The organism is Campylobacter sp. IFREMER_LSEM_CL1085 (assembly GCF_025772235.1).
Lineage (GTDB): Bacteria > Campylobacterota > Campylobacteria > Campylobacterales > Campylobacteraceae > Campylobacter_D > Campylobacter_D lari_D.
Genome location: NZ_JAKMRU010000003.1, coordinates 78,010 through 98,060, shown reverse-complemented (window position 1 = coordinate 98,060; position 20,051 = coordinate 78,010). Strand labels below are relative to the sequence as shown.

Below are 20,051 nucleotides of genomic sequence, written 5' to 3'. Positions count from 1 at the left end.
CCCCTAATTATAAATTTGCAAATAAATCAGTTGACAAATATCGCTCGGCTGTATCATTTAACATAGTCAAGACTTTTTTATCAGGGTTTTCTAAAGCAATTTTTCTAGCCATATATACATTTGCACCACTTGAAATTCCTGCCATTATGCCATTTTTACCAAGCTCTAAGGCTGTATTTATAGCATCTTCATTGCTTACACAAACTATCTCATCTATGATTTTTTGATTTAAAATTTTAGGGATAAAATTTGCACCTATACCTTGAATTTTATGGCTTGCAGCGGTATTTTGACTCAAAAGTGGCGAAGATGCGGGTTCTAAGGCTATGATTTTGACATTAGGATTGTGTTCTTTTAAAATTTCTCCTACCCCGCTAATAGTTCCACCTGTACCAAAACCTGCTAAAAAAATACCAAGATCGGGTAAAGCTTTTAAAATTTCTAAAGCAGTATTTTTTCTATGTGCATTTTTGTTGTTGATATTTTCAAATTGACTTATCATAAACGAATTTGGAATTTCACTCAAAAGCTCATTAGCTCTATCAAGCGCCCCTTGCATACCTTTGCTTGCTTGAGTAAGCTCTAGCTTTGCACCAAAAAAACTCATCATTTTTCTACGCTCAATACTCATAGACTCAGGCATAGCTATGATAAGTTTAAGCTTTAAGCTTGCACAAATCATTGCTAAAGCTATGCCGGTATTTCCACTTGTAGCTTCTATAATGGTTGTTTCTTGATTGATTTTACCTTCATTTAAAGCTTGTTTTATCATCTCCACAGCCGCTCTATCTTTTATAGAATGACTTGGATTAAAATACTCGCATTTAGCATAAAGATTTGGAGCAAATTCTTTTAAAGAAATAATCGGGGTATTACCTATACAATCTAAGATATTATTATAAACTGACATTGTCTTCCTTTAATATTTTTAAAAACAATATCAAAAGAAAATTAATACTTAACTATGAAGAAAAACGCAAAAGTTTTTTAACTTTTGCGCAAAGAATTATTTTTTAGCTTTTTTAGCAGTTTTAGCAGCAGCAACTGCATCTTTAAGGTTTTTACCTACTTTAAATTTAGCAACTTTAGTAGCAGGTACTTTAATAGTAGCACCAGTGCTTGGCACTCTAGCTTCTCTAGCAGCTCTTTCAGCTACAGAAAATGTACCAAAACCGATAAAGCTAATGCTATCACCTTTAGCTAATACATCAGTAATAGTAGCGATTACTGCATCAGTAGCTGCAGTTGCATCTTTTTTAGTTAGCCCAGCAGTTTGAGCAACTTGAGAAATAAAATCTGCTTTAGTCATAAAAAGCTCCTTGATTAAAAATGATTGTTAAGTTTAACACATTTATCAAGCTTTTGCAAGAGGTTTTCATGCAAAAAAAGCTTTTATTTACACTATTTATCTAAAATACCGCTTGCTTTTATTTGCTCAATTAAAGGATTTAAATCATAATTTTTGATTTTTTCTTCCGTAATTTTAAAATACTCATCCATATTTTCAGGCGTTAAAATGTTTGTTTGGTTTTTAATAGCATCAAGTTGCATTGAATTCATGTCTATATTATAGTGATTTAAGTCTTTATAATTTGCAATATCATCTGCATAATCTAAATCATCAAATCCATATATTTTAACATTTTCAAGTGTTTTTGACTTTAAAATAATATATTTTACCAAATCTACCCATTGTTGGTAATATTGAAAATCAACCTGTGCCATCTTGTGATAAACTCTAGAATAAGTTGGTAAGATTAAAGAAAACTGGACATTTGGATACATTTTAGCATAGTTAAATATGTAAATATCAATATGATTTTTTAAAACATTAAGATCTATACTCGAATAATCATGTATGTAATTTCCATTGTATAATTGCACAATTTTTTTAATATCCTTTCGGACACCCTCTTCTATATTTTTAATCCAATTTCCAATCCCTCCAAATTGTTTTTGTGCAATTGGGCTTTTAATCCATTTTGGTAAATTTTCTAACTCAGTATCATCTCCAACACATTTTTTATTACTAGAAAATTTCAATGCGCAGAAAATAAATTTTTTATTAAGATAAATTTTTAAATCATTATAGGTGTTTTGATCATATAAATAGCTAAAATTAGAAAAATTTTGAAATTTTACATCCATAATTGCAAATTCATCTAAAGATATTACTAAATGTTTAATAGTATGTTTTTTCAATATATAGTCTAAAATAATCTTTCTTTGTTCAAAAGTGCTTCCACCTATTGATAAATTGATAAATTGCCCTCCAAGTTTAGAAGTTGCTTCAAAAGATGAAGTATTTTGAAGCATTGAAGTTCCAAAAATTATAGAATCAAATTTATTGTGATCGATTATACCTTTGGAGCTAATAGTTAAATCATTGTAATACGTTTTTTTTCTAAACCAAGGTTCATGATAAAGCTGCAATGGATCGTACACATAAAGCAAAACTCCTAAAAACAATATAAAAGGCAAAGGTATTAATAAAGAACAAATTACAAATTTTTTATATGATTTAAACATTTTTATCCTTAGAAATTAAAATAAATAAATTCAGTATAAGGAACCACTCCTAAAGTTATCAAAGCTATATATAAAAAAAGCATGACTAATAAAGAATTTATATAACTAGCTTTAAACTTTTCAAGTTTTTCAATACTATTTTTAAACCCAATACATAAAATCATACAAACGATGATGTAAATTAAAGTTTCATTACTACCACTAATTTGCGCTAAAGATTCTTTCATTCTATGCCATTTTATTGGCAATTCCATCCAAGTTATACCAAACATAGCTTTTAAAAGATTTATAGCACCTTGAAGATTTTCGCTTCTAAAAAATATCCACGCAAGGTTAATAAAATTAAAAGTTACAAACCATGCAAATATTTTATAAATGATGCTTTCTTTAAATTTTGCATTTGGGGTTATAAATGAATATATTCTATGAAGTACCATAGCTAGTCCATGCAACACTCCCCATATCACAAAACCCCATCCAGCTCCATGCCATACTCCACTTACAAAAGCCACTATAAAAAGATTTCTTAAATTTATAATCTTAGAAACCCTATTACCACCCAAAGGTATATATAAATAATCTTTTAAAAATTTACCTAATGTTATATGCCATCTTCTCCAAAAATCACTTATATTTAATGCTTTATAAGGAGAGTTAAAATTAATAGGAAGTTTTATACTAAAAAACAAAGCTATACCTATAGCCATATCACAATAGCCACTAAAATCAAAATAAAGCTGAAAAGTATAAGATAAAGAAGTTGCCCAAGCTTCAAAAATATTTAAAGTACCTCCATTTTCAACTATCTTAAACCCTGCATTAGCCCAAAGCGCAAAAGAATCAGCAATATATACTTTCTTAAATAAACCCATAGAAAATATAAATAATCCTTTAGCTATATTTTCCCAATTAATAAGAATAGAATTATTCCAAAGCATACTCTTAAATTGAGGCATCATTTCTTTATGATGTACTATTGGACCTGCTATAAGTTGAGGAAAAAATGTTATAAACAAAGCATAATCTAAAATATTTATTTTATATGTATTTTCACTTTTTAAACTTTCTATATTTGTTCTTTTATAACAATCTACTAAAAAAGCAATTTGTTGAAAAGTAAAAAAAGATATAGCTAAAGGTAGTAATATATGCGGCAAAGGAATATTAAAATCTAGTTGGACTATTTGAAAAAATACATTAAAATTTTCTAAAAGAAAATCAGTGTATTTAAAAAAAGCAAGTAAAGCTAAATTAAAAAACACACCACTATAAAATAATAGCTTTACCCCCCCCCTATTAAGTAAAATTAAATTTGCAAGATAAAAATTCACACCCATAGAAAGCAATAAAATCAAAACATATTCAACCTTCCAAAAAGCATAAAAAAATAAACTTGCTAAAACTAAAAATAATTTTGCGCTTTGAATATGATTAAATTTTTTAAGTATATAAAATATAATTAAAACTATAGGTAAAAATATAAATATAAATTCATAAGAACTAAAAACCATTTACACTCCTAAAATATTTTTTGCTAAATTTATTACCACTTCAGGCTTTAAATCTTTCATGCATTTGTGGTGTTTTAAAGGGCAGACCTTTTGCATACAAGGCATACAAGCTAAATTTAAATGTGCTATTTTAGCATTTTCTTGCCAAGGAGAGGTTTGACTAAAATTAGTCGAGCCAAAAATAGCCACCGTTTTCACTCCATAAACTACACCTATATGCATAGGACCACTGTCGTTTGTGATGAGCAAATCAAGCATAGAAATATTTTTACATAAAGTATAAATACTAGTTTTACCACAAAGATTTTTTGATTTGATACCTTCTTTTAAAAGAAAATGCTCAATTTCATCACAAATTTCTCTCTCACTTTCTACTCCAAAGATTAAAATTTGATGCGTGGGACTAAATTCTTTTGCTACCCTTGCAAAATAGTTCGCTTCCCATCTTTTAGCACTTCCAAAATGCGCACCCGGGTTTATACCTAAGATTTTTTGAATTGATTTTGCTTTTATAGGGAGTTTTAAAGAATTTGAAGTAGCTTTAAAATTTAAGGCTTTTTCTATGAAATTTAAGTATTTTAAGACTTGGTGTTCTTCTTTTAGAATATTTTTATCAAAATAAAATCTTTTTTTTGCTTTGATTAGATTTAAAATGATCTTACTTGAAAATGCCGAGCGAAATGAAAAAGCTAGATCAAATTTACCAAGATTTTTTCTAGCTTTTAAAATTTGCTTATATCTTTGCTTTTTATTTTCTACTAAAATTTGAGCATTTTCAAAGCGTTTAAAAAGCTCTGTGCTCACAAAAGAACCATAAAAAGTAAATTTAGCTTGAGGGTATTTTTCTTTTATAGCATAAATAGCCGCACTAGCCATCACTGCATCGCCAAGCCAAGTGGGAAGATTGATAAAAATATTCATAATTTTCCTTAAAAATAAAAGCTATAATTATATCAAAAAATAAAGAGCTAAAATGAGTCAAATTTCCATCATACTACCAACTTATAATGTAGAAAAATATATTGCTAGAGCATTAGAAAGTTGTATTAACCAAACTTTTAAAGATATAGAAATCATTGTAGTAGATGATTGCGGTAATGATAAAAGTGTAGATATAGCTAAAGAATATGCTAGTAAAGATGATAGGATAAAAATCATACACAATGAAGAGAATTTAGGAACTTTTGCTAGTAGAAATATAGGTGTATTAAATTCAAGCTCACCCTATATAATGTTTTTAGATCCTGATGATTATTTAGAGCTTAATGCTTATGAAGTTGGGCTTGAAAAAATTAAAAATGTAGATATGGTAGTGTTTGATGCATATGTACATAGGGTGAAATTTAAGAAATTTTATAGATTTAAACAAGATGAACTTTTTAAAAAAGATGAATTTTTGGAATTTTTACTTAAACAAAAGCATTTTTGTTGGAGTGTTTGGGCGAAAGTATATAGGAAAAATTTGATTTTAAAAAGTTTTGAGCATGTTGATTTTAAAGAAAAACTTTGTTATGGAGAAGATGTGCTTTTTAACTATATAAATTTTATGCTAAGTGAGAGCTTTTTTGTATCGCAAGAATGCATATACCGCTATGAATTTAATGACAATGGTAGATATGAAAACAAAAATAAAGAAATTTTATGGCAAAATTACAAAGATAAAAAAAGAAGTTTTGAGCTTATAAAAAAGCTCTCGTGTGATTATAAAAAATTTAATGAAAAATTACTTGAAATTTTTGAAATCGATTTAATAAATTTAAAAAATAGATTATAAAATATCAAAAATTAACATTTTTTAAAGCTCTTTGATCGATTTTTTCTACTAAATTCAAAAAACCTTTTTCTATAAGCTCATCTTTAGTTGTAACTATACTTCTTTGTAGAACTTCCTTTTGAGAATCTATATGAGCTATGATTAATTTTATCCAATCTAGGTGTTCTTTTATCCAAAGCATTGATTTATTGTAGCTATCTTCTTGTGTTTTTGGATTTAACACATAAATTCTTGCTAAATTTAATTCAAATTGTCTGATTAAAGGTCCATTTAACAAACCACAACGATATATGCTAGTTTTAAGTTCATCAATTTGTTTTAATATTAATTCAAACATATGTATAGAATCTTGAATATCTAAATTATCAATATGTAATAAATTTTTATTTATAGATATATTTCTTTCGCATAATTCTTTTTTTAAATTTTCATATTGTTTAATGTTTTTTATAATTTTGAAATATGCTTTTAATAATAATTCATTTTGTTTATTTAAATTTAAATTTTCAAGTTTTGTAAAAGGCTTGTTCAAATCTTTTTTTAATAATTTTTCACATATATGCTTAAAAGGCTTTTCAATAGTTCCATTTATTCTTGCTCCACCCTCAGTGCAGTTGTAAATTTTCATATTCATCTTATTAAAAGTAAGAATATCATTTTCAAGTACTTTCTTAAAAAAAATCCATATAGATGAACTCTCAATATATTTACCACCACCATAAGCTTCAGTTTTTAAATTTTCTTTGTATAAACCTTCATCATCTAAATCATGTTCTCCGTATATATGTCCAATAGCATGCGAAACTTTACTTTCACCATAAGCTAAATCTTGCCCAATAAATATTATATTACTATGTTTTAAATGAACCGATAAATAACAGGCCATATGAGCAACACTCCATCCCATGTTAAAATACCCAAAATCATTTAAAGAACAATATTTAAAAAAATATTCTGGAGTTGAAACTATCATATATTTTCTTTTATTTTTTTCTAAATACTTAATAGTATTTGGATGAGTAACTGATTTAATAACAAATAATATATCTTTATCAAATTCACCAAAATCATTGTTAAAAAATTCACTAGTAAAATCAGTTCTCTCGAGTGAAAAAACATAATCAGGTTTAATATTTGCTTTTGCAAGTATAGGATAAGCACTATCAGCACAAAATATACTGGCTTTGTTTTGGTATTGTTTTAAAAGTGGAAGTTGTTTAGTTAAGCTAGGTCCTGTTGAGACTATTATAGCTGTATCACTTAAATTTTTTCTTTTATTTAATAATTCTTTATAGCTTGGATTGGCTATCATTTTAGGAATATTTTGTGTAAAATGTTTTATACCTCGCAAGGCATCTAATGGATCATCTCCAATAGAAATTATATTTTCTTTTATAGCATCTTGTATTAAAGAATTTAATTTCAAAATTTCTTCTTGATACTTGCCATCATAATAATCACAATGTATCTCTAAAAAATAAGTCCTTAAAAATTTAAATATCAAATTGCTTAAAAACAAATTTTTCAAATCATTGATATTTTCATTATTTGGATCTAGTAGTAATAATCTATTTTCTTTTAATTCCTTAGAAAAATCTATCATTTTAAACATAGTATAGATTATATTTACATCAGGTTCAAATACTAAAATAATCTTATAATTTGGATTTTGCAAAAGAGCTTTATATAAAATTCCATTTCCAAAACCATAAAAGAATAATATAGGATATAAAAGATATTTATCATTGTATAAATTTAATGTTTTATTTAATTCTTCTAGCGGCTTATCATAAAGCCTATGCCCCCCCCCGTCTATAATATTTATATCTAAATTATCATCACCTTGTACTATTTGATAAGTTTGATTTACTTTTTTTAATTGCTCTTTTAAATTATGATCAAACACTGCATTAATATTATTTTCTAAAATACTCATCAAAGTCCCCATCCATCATCTACTATTATAGTTTGTCCTGTTATAAATTTAGAATAATCTGACATTAAAAATATCAAAGTCCCGCACACATCATTAGCATCTAACATACCTTTAGAAGCACAACACTTTCTATAAGCATCCAAAAACACTTGGGGTTGATTGTCTTTTATACCACCAAAGGCTACGCTATTTACTCTTATATTTGTATTAAAAAGCTCTTTAGCAAGCCAAACACCAAGATGATTAATACCAGCTTTTATAACACTATATTCTAAAGGACTTTGCATAGAAGTTCCTTTATAGTTTTCAAATTTAGGCGCATAAACACCCATAATCGAACTTAAATTAATAATATTTCCAAAGCCTTGTTTTTTAAAAAATTTTACCATTATATTAGCTATAAAAATAAAACTAGCTAGATGCAAATTCAAACTTTCACAAATTTGTTCATAACTTGCTTCATAATAAGCAATTTTCCCCCAATCTTTACTCACAGGATAAGCACAATTAACAAAAGCATCAATTTTTCCAAATTTTAAAACAGCTTCTTTTAAACAATCTTCAATTGCTTTTTGATCATTTATATCAATTTTTTTGCTTAAAATGCGTTCTTTATTATTTAATTTTGATGCTAAGTGAAATAATCCTTCCTCGTTAATATCTGCAATGATAATTTTTCCATTATGCTCTAAACACGCCTTGCTCAAAGCACTTCCTATACGGCCACATGCTCCTATTATAAATACTACTTTATCTTTAATCATTAAAAATCTTCCTGTTTTAAATTAGCCTTTTTGATTAAAAATTCTACTATTTCAAAATCAAACTCACTATCTATATCAAAAGCTGTCTTTTCATCCATTATATACAAGCTCGTATCTTTTCCAAATAAAGTATCATTTTTTAACAATTTTTCCCTAGTAAAAATATAAATACTAGCATTCATATCATAACATTTTGGAGCACTTTGACGCGTAGTGAAATTTCCTTCTTTAGACTTTTTTACCTCATCATTATCTACTTCTATTAGATTAAAATACGGGTTGCGTCTTGCCGGAGTAGCTGTAATTAAATTTGACTTTTTTTCTTGTTTAAAAAGCTCATATGCTTTGCAAATATCTTTACTATTTCGCAAAGGTGCAGAAGCATCAAGATCTATTATGGTGTTAAATTTGGTATTAAAATATTCTTCGCTTTTTAACAAAGCATCTTTTATAACAGGCAATTTAGCACTATCATCTTTTGCCAAATTTTCATCTCTTTTGAAAAAAACTTCTCCGCCATATTTTAAAGCAACTTGTGCTATTTCATCACTATCTGTACTAATTACAATATGTTTAAAAAGTTGAGAATTTTTAGCTTGGATTATGCTATAAGCAATTAATTCCAAATCATTAATTTTTCTAATGTTTTTATTTTTAACCCCTTTACTATCACCTCTTGCACATATTGTGCATAAAATATTATTCACTAGATCTCCTTTTGACTTCATCACATAATTTTAAAACATCAAAAGCTTCATAAAGATTGCACACGCTACAATCCTTTTCTATAATTTTTTCATGAAGACTTATTAAATTTTTTATCGTATCACTTTGGCATTCTTCCACCTGCAACGAGGTAGTTGTTCCAAAAATGTATAATTTGTTATTGACTAAATCTGCCTTATAAGTTTTATCACGAGAATGCAAAACAATCTCTCTTTTTGTAAATTTAGAAAAATAATCAAGTTTGATATGAATTAATTCTTTTTTAGATTTTAAAGATAAAAATGCAAAATCATCACTATTAATTTCAAGTTCAGAAATTTTTAAATTTTGAGCATATAATAATTTTAATTTTTCAAAAAAATAATACGCTAAATCAAGCTCATGGGATAAATCCAATAAAACTCCTCCACCTAATTCTTTTTTTGCACTATAATTTTGAGTATAATCACAAATTCTCCAGTTTGGTAAATATGATGAGCAATTAAATTCAACAAAATAAATATATTGATCTTTTTGTATAATAGTTTTTATTTTTTCCACTAAAGGATGAAAGCGTAGCAAATAAGCCACATAAATATAATTACCATTGATAGAGTTAAACTCTCTATATTTTTCAAATAAAGGCTTTTCAATTAAAATAGTTTTGCCTTTTATTTTTTTATCGATTGATTCTAAAGTTTCATAGTGATTTATCGTTATAGTTGCTATAACAAATAAATCAATTTCTTCTAATTTTACTTCTTGCAAGCTCTTAAAGCATTGCAAATCATTCTTTTTATAACTTCTTGAAACTACGCTAACTTCATAACCTAAGTGTTTTAAAGCTAAGTAGTGTTTTTTTCCTATACTACCAAATCCTATAATCAAAGCTTTCATTGAAAATCCACAATCGCCTTTTCATATTCTTCAAGTCTTCCTATATCAATCCAATAATCTTGTAATATATAAGAATTTATTTTTAATTTTTTATCTAACAATCGCTTAATCAAATTAGGCATATCCAAATACACATCTTTTTTGATATACTTTAAAACTTCTGGTTCTAATACATAAATTCCAGCACTAACTAAAAATTTCTGCATAGGTTTTTCTTCTATATCTTTTATATCATTGTTAGAAATTTTCACAACACCGTAAGGAATTTGTTGCTCAAATTCTCTAAGTACCACACTCATCACTGCTTTACTTTTTTTATGCTCTTGAATAAGTTGATCAAAATCAAGTTTAGTTAAAATATCTCCATTCATAACAATAAATGATTTTTTCATATCTTTCACCAAAGACAAAGCCCCGGCAGTGCCAAGTTTTTGTTTTTCTTTAATATAAGAAATTTCAACACCCCAACTTTTGCCTTCTTGAAAATAATCACAAATAACTTCTTTTTTATAATTTACACAAAATATAAACTTTTTAAAACCTTGTTCTTTGAAATTTAAAACAATATTTTCGAGTATTGGTTTTTTACCTATTTTTAACATAGGTTTTGGAGTATTTTTGGTAAGTTCACCCAATCTACTTCCAAGACCTCCAACCATTAGAACTACTTCATTTTCAAAACTTTTTTCTTTAAGAATTGAAGCAATAGATTTTATAGCTATGACTTCATTTTCACTATTTAAGACAGGAAAATCATAAATATCAGTTTGACTAGCTAATTTTAAAAGCTCTTCTTTACTTGTATTTTCTTTAATAGTTAGCGAATTCTTAGTATAAATTGTTTCTATACTATCTTCAAGCTTTTTGCCATTTAATAAAGCTCTTCTAATGTTAGAATCACTAATTACACCTAAAAATTTATCATTTTCTACCACCAAAGCTATTCTAACACGCTCACTACCTATAATTTTTAAAGCTTCTTGTATGCTTGCATTTTTAGCAAGTTTTAATTTTTCAATACTCATTGCATATCCACAAATTTTTTATATAAAATTTTTTCCAAAGAAATATTTTTTAAAATATCCTTTATCATTAGACTTGTATTTTTACCTTCACACTCAAAAGGATTAATGAAATTTTTTAGCTTATCTTGATATTCTTTGGTATTAACATACAAAAACGCTTGTTTTAAATGATAAATATCACAATTTATAATATTATCAGCAAAAATTCTTCCTTCTTGCCTGTTACCTATATTGATACAAGGAATTCTTAAAAAAGGACTTTCGCAAATTCCACTAGAGCTATTTCCTATAAGCATATTTGCTATTTTCATTAAACTTAAGTATCTTTTAGAGCCCAAATTATCAAATAACTTTGCTTTATGAGATTGTTTTATACAATACTCATTTAAAAGCTCATTAATATATAAACCATTCTCATCAGCATTTGCTTTCGTAAAAATTAAAGTAGAATTTTCCAAATTATCTAAAAATTCAAGCAATAATTTTATTTCTTTTTTAACGCTTGATTTTTGTATCGTTTGAGGATGATAAGTTATTAAATATATATTTTCATCAAATATCAAATTCAATTCTTTTTGCAAATCTTCCTTGTTTAAAAAATTCATATTATTGATATTTTCTCCCCCTAGAGAACCTACATTAAAAACTCTATCTTTACTTTCTCCAAGTTGCAAAATTCTATTTGCATAAGTTTGAGTACTAGCAAAATGCAAATGCGCCATTTTACTAATAGCATGCCTAATGCTATCATCAATAGCTCCCAAAGTAAGCTCACCTCCACAAAGATGCGCTAAGGGAATTTGCATTACCAAACAAGCGCTAGCACAAGAGAGCATTTCATATCTATCGCCTAATATCACCACAATATCAGGTTTTAATTCTTCAAAAGCTTCACAAAGTGAAATTTGTAAAAGCCCCATACTTTTACAAATACCTACACCATCATTGTTATTAAGCAAAATGGGAATTTTTTTATTTACTTTAAATTCTTTTTCAATCTCTTGATAAGTAAAACCAAAATCTTGACTTAAATGAGCTGCTGTAACAATAAGCTGCAAAGTTAATTCATTATCTTGTTCAATGTATTTACATAAATTTCTTAACAAATACCATTCAGCCCTAGTGCCACTAATAACACAAATTTTTCTATTCATCAATTAACTCATCTTCGGCATAATCTCTACTAGCAATTTTACCTAAATATTTATCATATTTCATAGCACAAATTCCATCCCCCGGTCGCTTTGTGGTAAGATTTTCTTCACTAAAACATTCGCCCTTTTTTATAACTTTTTTAGCTACAAGAGATTTTCTAGCAATGGCTTTGTTTTTACTTTCGCTTTTGCTTGGAATTTTAACACCATTTCCAAAAGCTTGTTCTAGCTCTCTTATGGATTTAATCATAGCTTTTAATTCTTCAGGTTCTAAGGAAGCTTGATGATCAGGCCCTTGCATACTTTTATCTAAAGTAAAATGTTTTTCTATCACACAAGCTCCCATAGCTACAGCTGCTATAGGTATAGTTATACCCAAAGTATGATCAGAATATCCTACGGGCAAACAAAAGGCTTTTTTTAAAGTTTGCATAGCCCTTAAATTTACATCTTCAAAAGGTGTAGGGTATTCTGTATTACAATGTAAAATAATGATTTTATCTCTTTGAGTACCATTTTGCACCAAAATATCTAAAGCTTTTTCAATCTCACCTAAAGTGGCCATTCCTGTTGATAAGATGATATTTTTATTGAAACTAGCAATTTTTTTCAAGTAAGGAAGATTAGTTAATTCTCCGCTTGGAATTTTAAAAATTTCTATATCAAATTTTACAAGCAAATCAATACTTTCTAAATCAAAAGCAGTGGAAAGAAATTTAATATTAAATTTTTTACAATGTTCTATTAAAATTTCATGATCTTGTTTAGAAAGTTCTAATTTTTTAACCATATCAAACTGGCTTTGATTTTCATCAGTAGCTTGGAGTTGATACTCTGCTTTTTTGGCATTTTTACTTATACAATTTTCAGCTACAAAAGTTTGAAATTTTACAAAATCAGCCCCAGCTTCGCTGGCTACTTCTATAAGCTTTTTAGCTAAATTTATATCACCATTATGATTAACTCCAGCTTCTGCTATAATTAAGGTTTTTTTCATGATATTTTCACTTTTTTGTATCATGGGACAAATATCTCAGCTACCCCGTCAATTGCTATTTTATTTTTTATTTTACAAAATGTTTTAAAATAAATTCTTTTTTTAGCAATATTAACTTTAATCACTTCAATTTCAGCTTCAACCTCGTCTCCAATATAAACTGGCCTCTTAAAATTAAGATTTTGAGAAACATAAACACACCCTTTACCTGGTAGTTTTGTGCCAAATAAAGAAGAAAAAAATGAAGATACAAAAAATCCATGTGCTATTTTTTTCTTATATCGACTCTTCAAAGCATATTCTTCGTCTATATGAATTGGATTTACATCGCCTGATAATTTTGCAAAATTTTCAACATCCAAATCTGTTATCACTCGAGTACAAGAAGCCTTCATTCCTATATGTATTTTATCAATATTAATCATATTTTATATTCTTTTCTTTAAATTTTCTTTATTTAATTTTATCGCAGGGTTTCCAAAAACTACTTCATTGTCCTTTATATTCTTTGTTACGACAGATCCAGCTGCAATTGTAACATTATTTCCAATCACTAAAGGTTTGTCATTTTTACCTTGATGAATAATAGCTCCTGTTCCAATATATACATTATTACCTATAATAACATTACCATTGCATTTTACAGAAGGCGCAAATGTCACATTATTACCTATAACACAATCATGAGCCACATAACTATAAATATTAGCTTGAAAGTTAACACCAATTTTGCAATTGGAAGTTAAAGTAACGAAAGGACAAATAATAGCTCCTTCTAAAATGATAGACTGATTTGATATGAAAGATTTAGAACTTATAAAACTAAAAACACCGATTTTCATTTTTTTAATTTTATTATAAACAATACCACGAATTTTAGGATTTGATATTGCAATTATTACACTGTCATTTTCCTTGAAATGATAAAAATCCTCACATCCTAAATATGGAGATTGAAAATTATATTTGTTATATGTTTCATTTGTTATATCAAAATAACCATCTACCCCCCCCCCATTGTGTATATTATTTAACTTATTATCATAAGAAATGTACTCTGTAATTTCATAAGCAAAACTGCTAGCTCCAATTATATATTGACTCAAAATATACTCCTTTTTATTATAGAAATTAAATATTATAAATATCACTTTTATATTTTTTTAAATTTAAAGGTTTACTAAACCACTCTATAGTTTGAGCTAAACCTTTTTCTATATCATATTGTGGTGAAAAGTTAGTAAGGCTTTTGATCTTGCTATTGTCACACCATAGCCTAAATACTTCACTATTTTCGGGTCTAACGCGTTCATTTTCTGTGATAAATTCTACATTTGATTTCATAAGTTTTTTAATGAGTTCTAAAGTATCTTTTATGCTTATTTCATAATTTGATCCTATATTTACCACTTCACCTATAGCCTTTTGGCATTTAGCTAACTCTAAAAACCCTAAACAAGTATCTTTCACATAATTAAAATCTCTAGTAGGACTTACATCTCCAAGCTTTATTTGTTTAGCTCCATTTGCAATTTGAGTGATGATAGTTGGGATCACCGCCCTTGCGCTTTGCCTTGGGCCATAGGTATTAAAAGGTCTTGCTATGGTCAGTGGGAGATTGAAAGCATTATAAAAACTCATTGCCATAGCATCAGCACCTATTTTGCTTGCTGAATATGGACTTTGCGCTTGCAAAGGATGTTTTTCATCAATAGGTACATACAAAGCCGTACCATAAACCTCGCTTGTACTTGTATGAATAATACGCTTTACATTATTTTCTAATGCACTTTGGCAGATATTTAAAGTACCCTTTATATTAACATCTACATAACTATCTGGAGCAACATAAGAAAAAGGTATGGCTATTAAAGCTGCTAAATGGAAGATGATTTCTACATCTTTAGTGATATTTTTACAAAAATGTGGATCTCTAATATCTCCACAAACTACTTCAATATCTTTTAAACACTCTATATCTTCAAGCCAACCCCAATAATTAAAAGAATTATACTGGCTTAAAGCTTTAATTTTATAACCATAAAACAAAGAATTCTTGTCTTTAGTTTGTGTATAAAGCATTTCAACTAAATGCGAACCTATAAAACCATCTGCACCTGTGACTAATATATTCTTCATTATAACTTCTCATATATTTTTTGTGCAATAATAACATTTATATAAAAAATAAAGCAATTTTATGGCAAAATTACCAACATAAAAAGCAAAGTTTAAAATGCATTAAAAAATTAGCTAGTGTTTTTTCATATAAGCATTTTAATGGAAAAATATTAGAAGTTTTAGAAAAAGAAATTTTAGGGTTAGAGAGTAGAGTTTGAAAAAAATAAAAGTTTTTATCATCAATCTAGAACACTCAAAAGATAGAAAAATTTTATGCAAGAACAAATTCAAAAACTCTTCGCGTGTAATCCAAATTTAAAAAATCAACTAGAATTTGAATTTTTTAAAGCCATCGATGGTTCTAAAAATGAGCATTTGCAATTTAAAAGTCACTTCCCATGGTGGTGTCAATTTGCACTTGGGCGTGAACTTAGCGATAGTGAAAAATCATGCTTTGCATCTCATTATAGTTTATGGGAAAAATGTCAAGAACTTAATAACCCCATCATCATTTTAGAAGATGATGTCATCTTTAGCGATGAGTTTTTAAACAACTCAAATATCATTGAAAAATTACTAAATAACTATGAATACATAAGATTTTATTACCTTTTTGATAAAAAAATACACCATTTAAATAATAATTTTTATATAAGTTACGAAAATATTGGTGGCACGCAAGGATATTTTATACACCCAAATGCTGCAAAAAAGTTTATTGAAAAAGCGAGATATTGGTTTAAGCCTGTAGATGATTATATGGATATGTATTATTATAATAAAATACAAAACATTATATATAAACCATTTTTGCTTGACTTAAATCATGTAGAAACTACTATAACACAAAGAAAAAAGAAACTTAGCATACCATCTAAAATTATAAGAGAAATTATAAGATTTTATTTTTTGATTTTAAAATTTACATATAATAAAAAACATCTTAAACAATAAAACCTTTGATAATTCTTTCAACTTTATTCAAATCTTTTTCACTATCTATATCCAAACTAGCTTTTTCATCCATTATATAACAACTCGTTTTTTCTTGCAAAAAAGTTGGGTTATTTAAAAATAAATTTGACTTTACTATATAAATTGCACCATTACTCATATAAGTTTTTGGTAATTTTTGCCTAGGCATAAACGGATATTTGTTATTGCAAATTCCTTTTAAGTTGCCATTATCATCTATAAAAGCTTTTAAAATTTTATTATCGCATTCTACAACACTTATTAATGCATTTGAGTTTTCATTTTTAAATTTTAAAAAAGCTTCGTCTATATGTATATTTGTCCTTAAAGGGGAAGTGGGTTGTAATAAAACAATATTTTCATAATCTTTGTAAAAACTCAAGGTATGTAATACAACCTTATCACTAGTTGTATCATCTAACGCTAACTCTTTAGGTCTTTTTAACACATCTACACCTTGAGTTTTTCCATATTCTAATATATCACTACCATCGCTACTTAAAACAATTTTATCTACATACTTTGAATTTTTTGCCGCATTGATAGTATAATACAACAAAGGCTTATTGTGTAAAAGAGCTAAATTTTTATTTTTTATACCTTTTGAACCAGCTCGAGCAGGTATTATAGCTAAAGTCATTTTTTATCCATAAATATTTTTTGCTTGTTTATAGTAAATAAAATATTATTTTTCAATAACCTATAAAATTGCTCAGAACTATTTAAAATTTCTAGTCTTTTGTTTATAATATTAGTGCATTTGCTAGTATTTAAAATAGCTTCTAATATATCCTTTTCCTCTGCATTTACTCTTATTGTTTTATTAATGTCAGTTCTACCATCTTGTCTTGAGCCAACTAAAATTCCATTTACATTAAGATATAAAGCTTCTTTTATTATACAACTTGAATTTCCTATGATAAAATTGGCATTTTTTAACAAACTTATAAAATACTCAAATCTTAAAGAAGGAAAAATTTTAAATCTTTCATTATTTTTAAGCCTTTCATAATTTTGCAAAATCAACTCAAATCCTAAATCATTATTTGGATAAATAACTATATAATTTTTCTCACTTTTTATAAGAGCATTTACAAATTCTTCACTTTGTTTATATAAAGAGTTTATTTCGGTTGTAATTGGATGAAATATAGCTATGGCATAATTTTTAAATTTTATATCATAATATTTTTTTGCTTCATCTAAAGATATAGTATTATTTAGCAATTCTAAATCAGGAGAACCTATAATGAAAATGGATTTCTCATCTTCACCCATTTGTATTAATCTTTTTTTTGCTATTTCATCATTTACTAAATGAATATGTGCTAATTTACTAATAGCGTGTCTTAAGCTCTCATCTATAGTTCCTGAAAGCTCTCCGCCTTCTATATGTGCCACTAAGATATTATTTAAACTTCCTACTATAGCAGCAGCTAAAGGCTCCACTCTATCACCATGCACTACTATTAAATCAGGCTCTATCTCATGTATAAATTTAGAAAAACCATCTATTGTTGATGATAAAGCCTTATCCATCTGATAATACTTATCATGATTTATATATTTATATATATTTTTAAAACCACATTTTTCTATTTCCATATAAGTAGAGCCAAATTTTTTACTCATATGCATACCGGTTACAAATATAAATAATTCAAATTCATTTGAATTTTCAACTTTCATCATTAGAGATTTTATTTTAGAAAAATCAGCTCTAGTTCCACTAACAAAAACTATTTTTTTCATTCAAAATCATCCCATGTTAGTTGTATATTATTTTTTATATCTTTTTTTGCTCTTTTTCCAAGTATGGCTTCAAAATCCTTTGCACTTATACCACCTTTTGAAGGTCTTTTTACCCAAATATTATCCATAGATAAAATTTCACCCTTTTTTATATCTTTAATACTTACTACACTAGCAAATGCAAAATCAATGGTCACTTGCTCTTCTTTTAAAGGATTTTTATTATTATCGCCTCTTAAAAGCACCATTTCTTGTGTTTGATTTATAAGATCTTTTAAAGTGCTTTCATCCATAGAGCAAACTATATCAGGGCCTTTTCTATCCATAGTATCCGTAAAGTGTCTTTCTAGCACACTTGCTCCAAGAGCTATTGCGCCTATACATGCAAGATTGTTTGTGGTGTGATCACTGAGTCCATAAAGACAATTAAATTCTTTATATAGTTCTAACATAGCTTGTAATCTTACTAAGTGTGATGGGGTTGGATATAAATTTGTAGTATGAAGTAAAACAAAAGGTATTTCATAATCTCTAAGTATTTTAACTGTGGGTTTTATACTTTCTATGCTATTCATACCGGTACTTATAATCATAGGTTTTTTAAATTGTGCTATATGTTTTATTAAAGGATAATTATTGCATTCACCCGAGCCTATTTTATAAGCACTTACACCCATATCTTCTAAACGATTTGCAGCAGCTCTGCTAAATGGAGTGCTAAGATATACTAAACCTTGCTTTTCTACATACTCTTTTAAAGCTAGTTCATCTTTATAGCTTAATGCACATTGCTCCATGATCTCATAAATACTAATATTTGCATTACCTGGTATAACATTTTTAGCTTCTTGACTCATTTCATCTTCGACTATATGAGTTTGGTGTTTTATTATCTTAGCTCCTGCTCTTTTGGCTGCATCTACCATAAGTTTTGCTATCTCTAAACTACCATTATGGTTTATGCCTATTTCAGGGATTATCAAAGGATTTTTCTGAGAAATAGTTAATTTTTCTATTTTTATTTGCATATTTTTCCTTTAAGTAGTGTTTTATGTCACTTGGAAGATGGAATAAGTCTTTAAATAGCTTATAATATATATTTTGTTTAAATTTTGAATTTTGATTTTGCATTTTGTATATGGTATTTTTATATTCGGAATTTGGTATCAAAATATCATTTATATAATTACTCGGTTTATTTTTTAATATGAAATTACTATTCTCTATAGGTGCTAAATCTATATATTTACTAATTAGGCTATTTTCATTTAAGGTATAGAAATTAACTTCATATTGCTTCTTCAGCATTTTTAAAGCTTGCAAATCAAATTCTTTAGAATGTCTTTTATTGCTGTCACCAATTTCAAACTCTGGAATTAATTTTAAGATATTGTTATTGTTATTTTTAAATACATATATATTATTTTTATCATCATAAAAATCGATACCTGTCAAATATATATTTTTATATCCTAAAGCAACAGCAGCAGCACACATATAAATTCCAGAAGTTATTCTTTTGTTTTTATAAATTTCATTGTATTTCACAAATGTAAGAAAATCATTTATTTTAGCTAATACTTCATGTCCTAATAATGCATCACAAAAATAACTAGGAAATAATTTTATAAAACTCTCATCATCTATTAATGGCAAATTAAAAGTGGAACATATTATATTTTCTATATTGTATTCTTTATTTTGTATAAGTTGCTTTGTTGTATAGTATTGCTCAAAAAATACAAAAGAATTAAAAAAAGCATATTTTACATTTCTACCTACAAAATATCTATCTTCAAAATAAAATTGATTACATCTAAAAACATCAAATTCTTTTGGTAATCTTTTATAATTTATCTTTTTTAAACTAGGTCCATTGCCACAAATTACAGCATTACCCCCCCCCTGCAT

20 protein-coding genes and 1 pseudogene are annotated in these 20,051 nt (G+C 27.1%); 2 read left to right on the top strand and 19 right to left on the bottom strand.

Annotated elements, in window-relative coordinates; genetic code table 11:
• Positions 1 to 7: 7 nt before the first annotated feature.
• The 5 genes from cysK to waaF all read right to left on the bottom strand — a co-directional run bounded on the left by cysK (position 8) and on the right by waaF (position 4,961).
• The gene (cysK, locus tag L8W56_RS02425; RefSeq protein ID WP_263659312.1) at positions 8 to 910 is read right to left on the bottom strand and encodes a cysteine synthase A; all 903 of its coding nucleotides are present in this window, start codon (positions 908 to 910) and stop codon (positions 8 to 10) included.
• Between the two features lie 96 nt (positions 911 to 1,006).
• Positions 1,007 to 1,309, bottom strand: coding sequence for an HU family DNA-binding protein (locus L8W56_RS02420; protein WP_039619003.1), 303 nt, complete (start codon positions 1,307 to 1,309; stop codon positions 1,007 to 1,009).
• 92 nt (positions 1,310 to 1,401) lie between these two features.
• Positions 1,402 to 2,529 (bottom strand): hypothetical protein, encoded by a 1,128-nt coding sequence (locus tag L8W56_RS02415; protein ID WP_263659311.1) that lies wholly within the window; start codon positions 2,527 to 2,529, stop codon positions 1,402 to 1,404.
• Positions 2,530 to 2,537: 8 nt separating this feature from the next.
• Positions 2,538 to 4,040: an MBOAT family O-acyltransferase gene (locus L8W56_RS02410; RefSeq protein WP_263659310.1), complete on the bottom strand. Its 1,503-nt coding sequence runs from the start codon at positions 4,038 to 4,040 to the stop codon at positions 2,538 to 2,540.
• Entirely contained in the window at positions 4,041 to 4,961 is a 921-nt protein-coding gene (gene waaF / locus L8W56_RS02405) for a lipopolysaccharide heptosyltransferase II (RefSeq protein ID WP_263659308.1), read from the bottom strand. It abuts the gene before it with no gap.
• Between the two features lie 52 nt (positions 4,962 to 5,013).
• On the opposite strand from waaF, the gene L8W56_RS02400 reads away from it, so the two are divergent.
• The gene (locus L8W56_RS02400; protein WP_263659307.1) at positions 5,014 to 5,814 is read left to right on the top strand and encodes a glycosyltransferase family 2 protein; all 801 of its coding nucleotides are present in this window, start codon (positions 5,014 to 5,016) and stop codon (positions 5,812 to 5,814) included.
• Positions 5,815 to 5,818: 4 nt separating this feature from the next.
• Here L8W56_RS02400 and L8W56_RS02395 read toward each other — a convergent pair whose 3' ends face one another.
• Genes L8W56_RS02395 through L8W56_RS02350 form a run of 10 tightly spaced genes read right to left on the bottom strand, consistent with a single transcriptional unit; the run spans position 5,819 to position 15,431 of the window.
• A complete protein-coding gene (locus tag L8W56_RS02395) occupies positions 5,819 to 7,750 on the bottom strand; it encodes a motility associated factor glycosyltransferase family protein (RefSeq protein ID WP_263659306.1) in 1,932 nt (643 codons plus the stop codon).
• Positions 7,750 to 8,514 carry an oxidoreductase gene (locus L8W56_RS02390; protein WP_263659305.1) on the bottom strand — a complete coding sequence of 255 codons (765 nt, stop codon included), beginning with the start codon at positions 8,512 to 8,514 and terminating at the stop codon, positions 7,750 to 7,752. The genes L8W56_RS02395 and L8W56_RS02390 overlap by 1 nt, the downstream gene beginning before the upstream one ends.
• Positions 8,514 to 9,221 (bottom strand): acylneuraminate cytidylyltransferase family protein, encoded by a 708-nt coding sequence (locus L8W56_RS02385; protein WP_263659304.1) that lies wholly within the window; start codon positions 9,219 to 9,221, stop codon positions 8,514 to 8,516. The genes L8W56_RS02390 and L8W56_RS02385 overlap by 1 nt, the downstream gene beginning before the upstream one ends.
• Positions 9,214 to 10,116 carry a Gfo/Idh/MocA family protein gene (locus tag L8W56_RS02380; RefSeq protein ID WP_263659303.1) on the bottom strand — a complete coding sequence of 301 codons (903 nt, stop codon included), beginning with the start codon at positions 10,114 to 10,116 and terminating at the stop codon, positions 9,214 to 9,216. The genes L8W56_RS02385 and L8W56_RS02380 overlap by 8 nt, the downstream gene beginning before the upstream one ends.
• A complete protein-coding gene (locus tag L8W56_RS02375; protein WP_263659302.1) occupies positions 10,113 to 11,141 on the bottom strand; it encodes a nucleotidyltransferase family protein in 1,029 nt (342 codons plus the stop codon). The genes L8W56_RS02380 and L8W56_RS02375 overlap by 4 nt, the downstream gene beginning before the upstream one ends.
• Positions 11,138 to 12,298 carry a UDP-N-acetylglucosamine 2-epimerase gene (gene neuC / locus L8W56_RS02370; RefSeq protein WP_263659301.1) on the bottom strand — a complete coding sequence of 387 codons (1,161 nt, stop codon included), beginning with the start codon at positions 12,296 to 12,298 and terminating at the stop codon, positions 11,138 to 11,140. The genes L8W56_RS02375 and neuC (L8W56_RS02370) overlap by 4 nt, the downstream gene beginning before the upstream one ends.
• On the bottom strand, positions 12,288 to 13,292 hold the full coding sequence (gene neuB / locus L8W56_RS02365) for an N-acetylneuraminate synthase (protein WP_263659300.1): 1,005 nt from the start codon (positions 13,290 to 13,292) through the stop codon (positions 12,288 to 12,290). Before neuB ends, neuC (L8W56_RS02370) begins: the two co-directional genes overlap by 11 nt.
• A gap of 20 nt (positions 13,293 to 13,312) precedes the next feature.
• Positions 13,313 to 13,717 carry a MaoC family dehydratase gene (locus tag L8W56_RS02360; RefSeq protein WP_258108296.1) on the bottom strand — a complete coding sequence of 135 codons (405 nt, stop codon included), beginning with the start codon at positions 13,715 to 13,717 and terminating at the stop codon, positions 13,313 to 13,315.
• 3 nt (positions 13,718 to 13,720) lie between these two features.
• Positions 13,721 to 14,398: an acetyltransferase gene (locus tag L8W56_RS02355; RefSeq protein ID WP_258108297.1), complete on the bottom strand. Its 678-nt coding sequence runs from the start codon at positions 14,396 to 14,398 to the stop codon at positions 13,721 to 13,723.
• 25 nt (positions 14,399 to 14,423) lie between these two features.
• A complete protein-coding gene (locus tag L8W56_RS02350; RefSeq protein WP_263659299.1) occupies positions 14,424 to 15,431 on the bottom strand; it encodes an NAD-dependent 4,6-dehydratase LegB in 1,008 nt (335 codons plus the stop codon).
• Positions 15,432 to 15,636: 205 nt separating this feature from the next.
• Between L8W56_RS02350 and L8W56_RS02345 the strand changes: the two are divergent.
• Positions 15,637 to 16,367, top strand: a pseudogene (locus L8W56_RS02345) (glycosyltransferase family 25 protein).
• On the opposite strand, the gene L8W56_RS02340 reads toward L8W56_RS02345, so the two are convergent.
• Genes L8W56_RS02340 through L8W56_RS02325 form a run of 4 tightly spaced genes read right to left on the bottom strand, consistent with a single transcriptional unit; the run spans position 16,357 to position 20,051 of the window.
• On the bottom strand, positions 16,357 to 17,028 hold the full coding sequence (locus L8W56_RS02340) for a cytidylyltransferase domain-containing protein (protein ID WP_263659298.1): 672 nt from the start codon (positions 17,026 to 17,028) through the stop codon (positions 16,357 to 16,359). The pseudogene L8W56_RS02345 and the gene L8W56_RS02340 overlap by 11 nt on opposite strands.
• Complete coding sequence (neuC, locus tag L8W56_RS02335; protein WP_025399208.1) at positions 17,025 to 18,140, bottom strand: UDP-N-acetylglucosamine 2-epimerase; 1,116 nt, start codon at positions 18,138 to 18,140, stop codon at positions 17,025 to 17,027. Before neuC (L8W56_RS02335) ends, L8W56_RS02340 begins: the two co-directional genes overlap by 4 nt.
• Positions 18,137 to 19,168: a sialic acid synthase gene (neuB1, locus tag L8W56_RS02330; protein ID WP_263659297.1), complete on the bottom strand. Its 1,032-nt coding sequence runs from the start codon at positions 19,166 to 19,168 to the stop codon at positions 18,137 to 18,139. Before neuB1 ends, neuC (L8W56_RS02335) begins: the two co-directional genes overlap by 4 nt.
• Positions 19,110 to 20,051 carry an alpha-2,3-sialyltransferase gene (locus tag L8W56_RS02325; protein WP_263659296.1) on the bottom strand — a complete coding sequence of 314 codons (942 nt, stop codon included), beginning with the start codon at positions 20,049 to 20,051 and terminating at the stop codon, positions 19,110 to 19,112. The genes neuB1 and L8W56_RS02325 overlap by 59 nt, the downstream gene beginning before the upstream one ends.

What these genes read in the sequence shown, in the direction of transcription:
- cysK (WP_263659312.1), bottom strand. Translation starts at nt 910, where the DNA reads ATGTCAGTTTATAATAATATCTTAGATTGTATAGGTAATACCCCGATT.
- L8W56_RS02420 (WP_039619003.1), bottom strand. Translation starts at nt 1,309, where the DNA reads ATGACTAAAGCAGATTTTATTTCTCAAGTTGCTCAAACTGCTGGGCTA.
- L8W56_RS02415 (WP_263659311.1), bottom strand. Translation starts at nt 2,529, where the DNA reads ATGTTTAAATCATATAAAAAATTTGTAATTTGTTCTTTATTAATACCT.
- L8W56_RS02410 (WP_263659310.1), bottom strand. Translation starts at nt 4,040, where the DNA reads ATGGTTTTTAGTTCTTATGAATTTATATTTATATTTTTACCTATAGTT.
- waaF (WP_263659308.1), bottom strand. Translation starts at nt 4,961, where the DNA reads ATGAATATTTTTATCAATCTTCCCACTTGGCTTGGCGATGCAGTGATG.
- L8W56_RS02400 (WP_263659307.1), top strand. Translation starts at nt 5,014, where the DNA reads ATGAGTCAAATTTCCATCATACTACCAACTTATAATGTAGAAAAATAT.
- L8W56_RS02395 (WP_263659306.1), bottom strand. Translation starts at nt 7,750, where the DNA reads ATGAGTATTTTAGAAAATAATATTAATGCAGTGTTTGATCATAATTTA.
- L8W56_RS02390 (WP_263659305.1), bottom strand. Translation starts at nt 8,514, where the DNA reads ATGATTAAAGATAAAGTAGTATTTATAATAGGAGCATGTGGCCGTATA.
- L8W56_RS02380 (WP_263659303.1), bottom strand. Translation starts at nt 10,116, where the DNA reads ATGAAAGCTTTGATTATAGGATTTGGTAGTATAGGAAAAAAACACTAC.
- L8W56_RS02375 (WP_263659302.1), bottom strand. Translation starts at nt 11,141, where the DNA reads ATGAGTATTGAAAAATTAAAACTTGCTAAAAATGCAAGCATACAAGAA.
- neuB (WP_263659300.1), bottom strand. Translation starts at nt 13,292, where the DNA reads ATGAAAAAAACCTTAATTATAGCAGAAGCTGGAGTTAATCATAATGGT.
- L8W56_RS02360 (WP_258108296.1), bottom strand. Translation starts at nt 13,717, where the DNA reads ATGATTAATATTGATAAAATACATATAGGAATGAAGGCTTCTTGTACT.
- L8W56_RS02350 (WP_263659299.1), bottom strand. Translation starts at nt 15,431, where the DNA reads ATGAAGAATATATTAGTCACAGGTGCAGATGGTTTTATAGGTTCGCAT.
- L8W56_RS02340 (WP_263659298.1), bottom strand. Translation starts at nt 17,028, where the DNA reads ATGACTTTAGCTATAATACCTGCTCGAGCTGGTTCAAAAGGTATAAAA.
- neuC (WP_025399208.1), bottom strand. Translation starts at nt 18,140, where the DNA reads ATGAAAAAAATAGTTTTTGTTAGTGGAACTAGAGCTGATTTTTCTAAA.
- neuB1 (WP_263659297.1), bottom strand. Translation starts at nt 19,168, where the DNA reads ATGCAAATAAAAATAGAAAAATTAACTATTTCTCAGAAAAATCCTTTG.
- L8W56_RS02325 (WP_263659296.1), bottom strand. Translation starts at nt 20,051, where the DNA reads ATGCAGGGGGGGGGTAATGCTGTAATTTGTGGCAATGGACCTAGTTTA.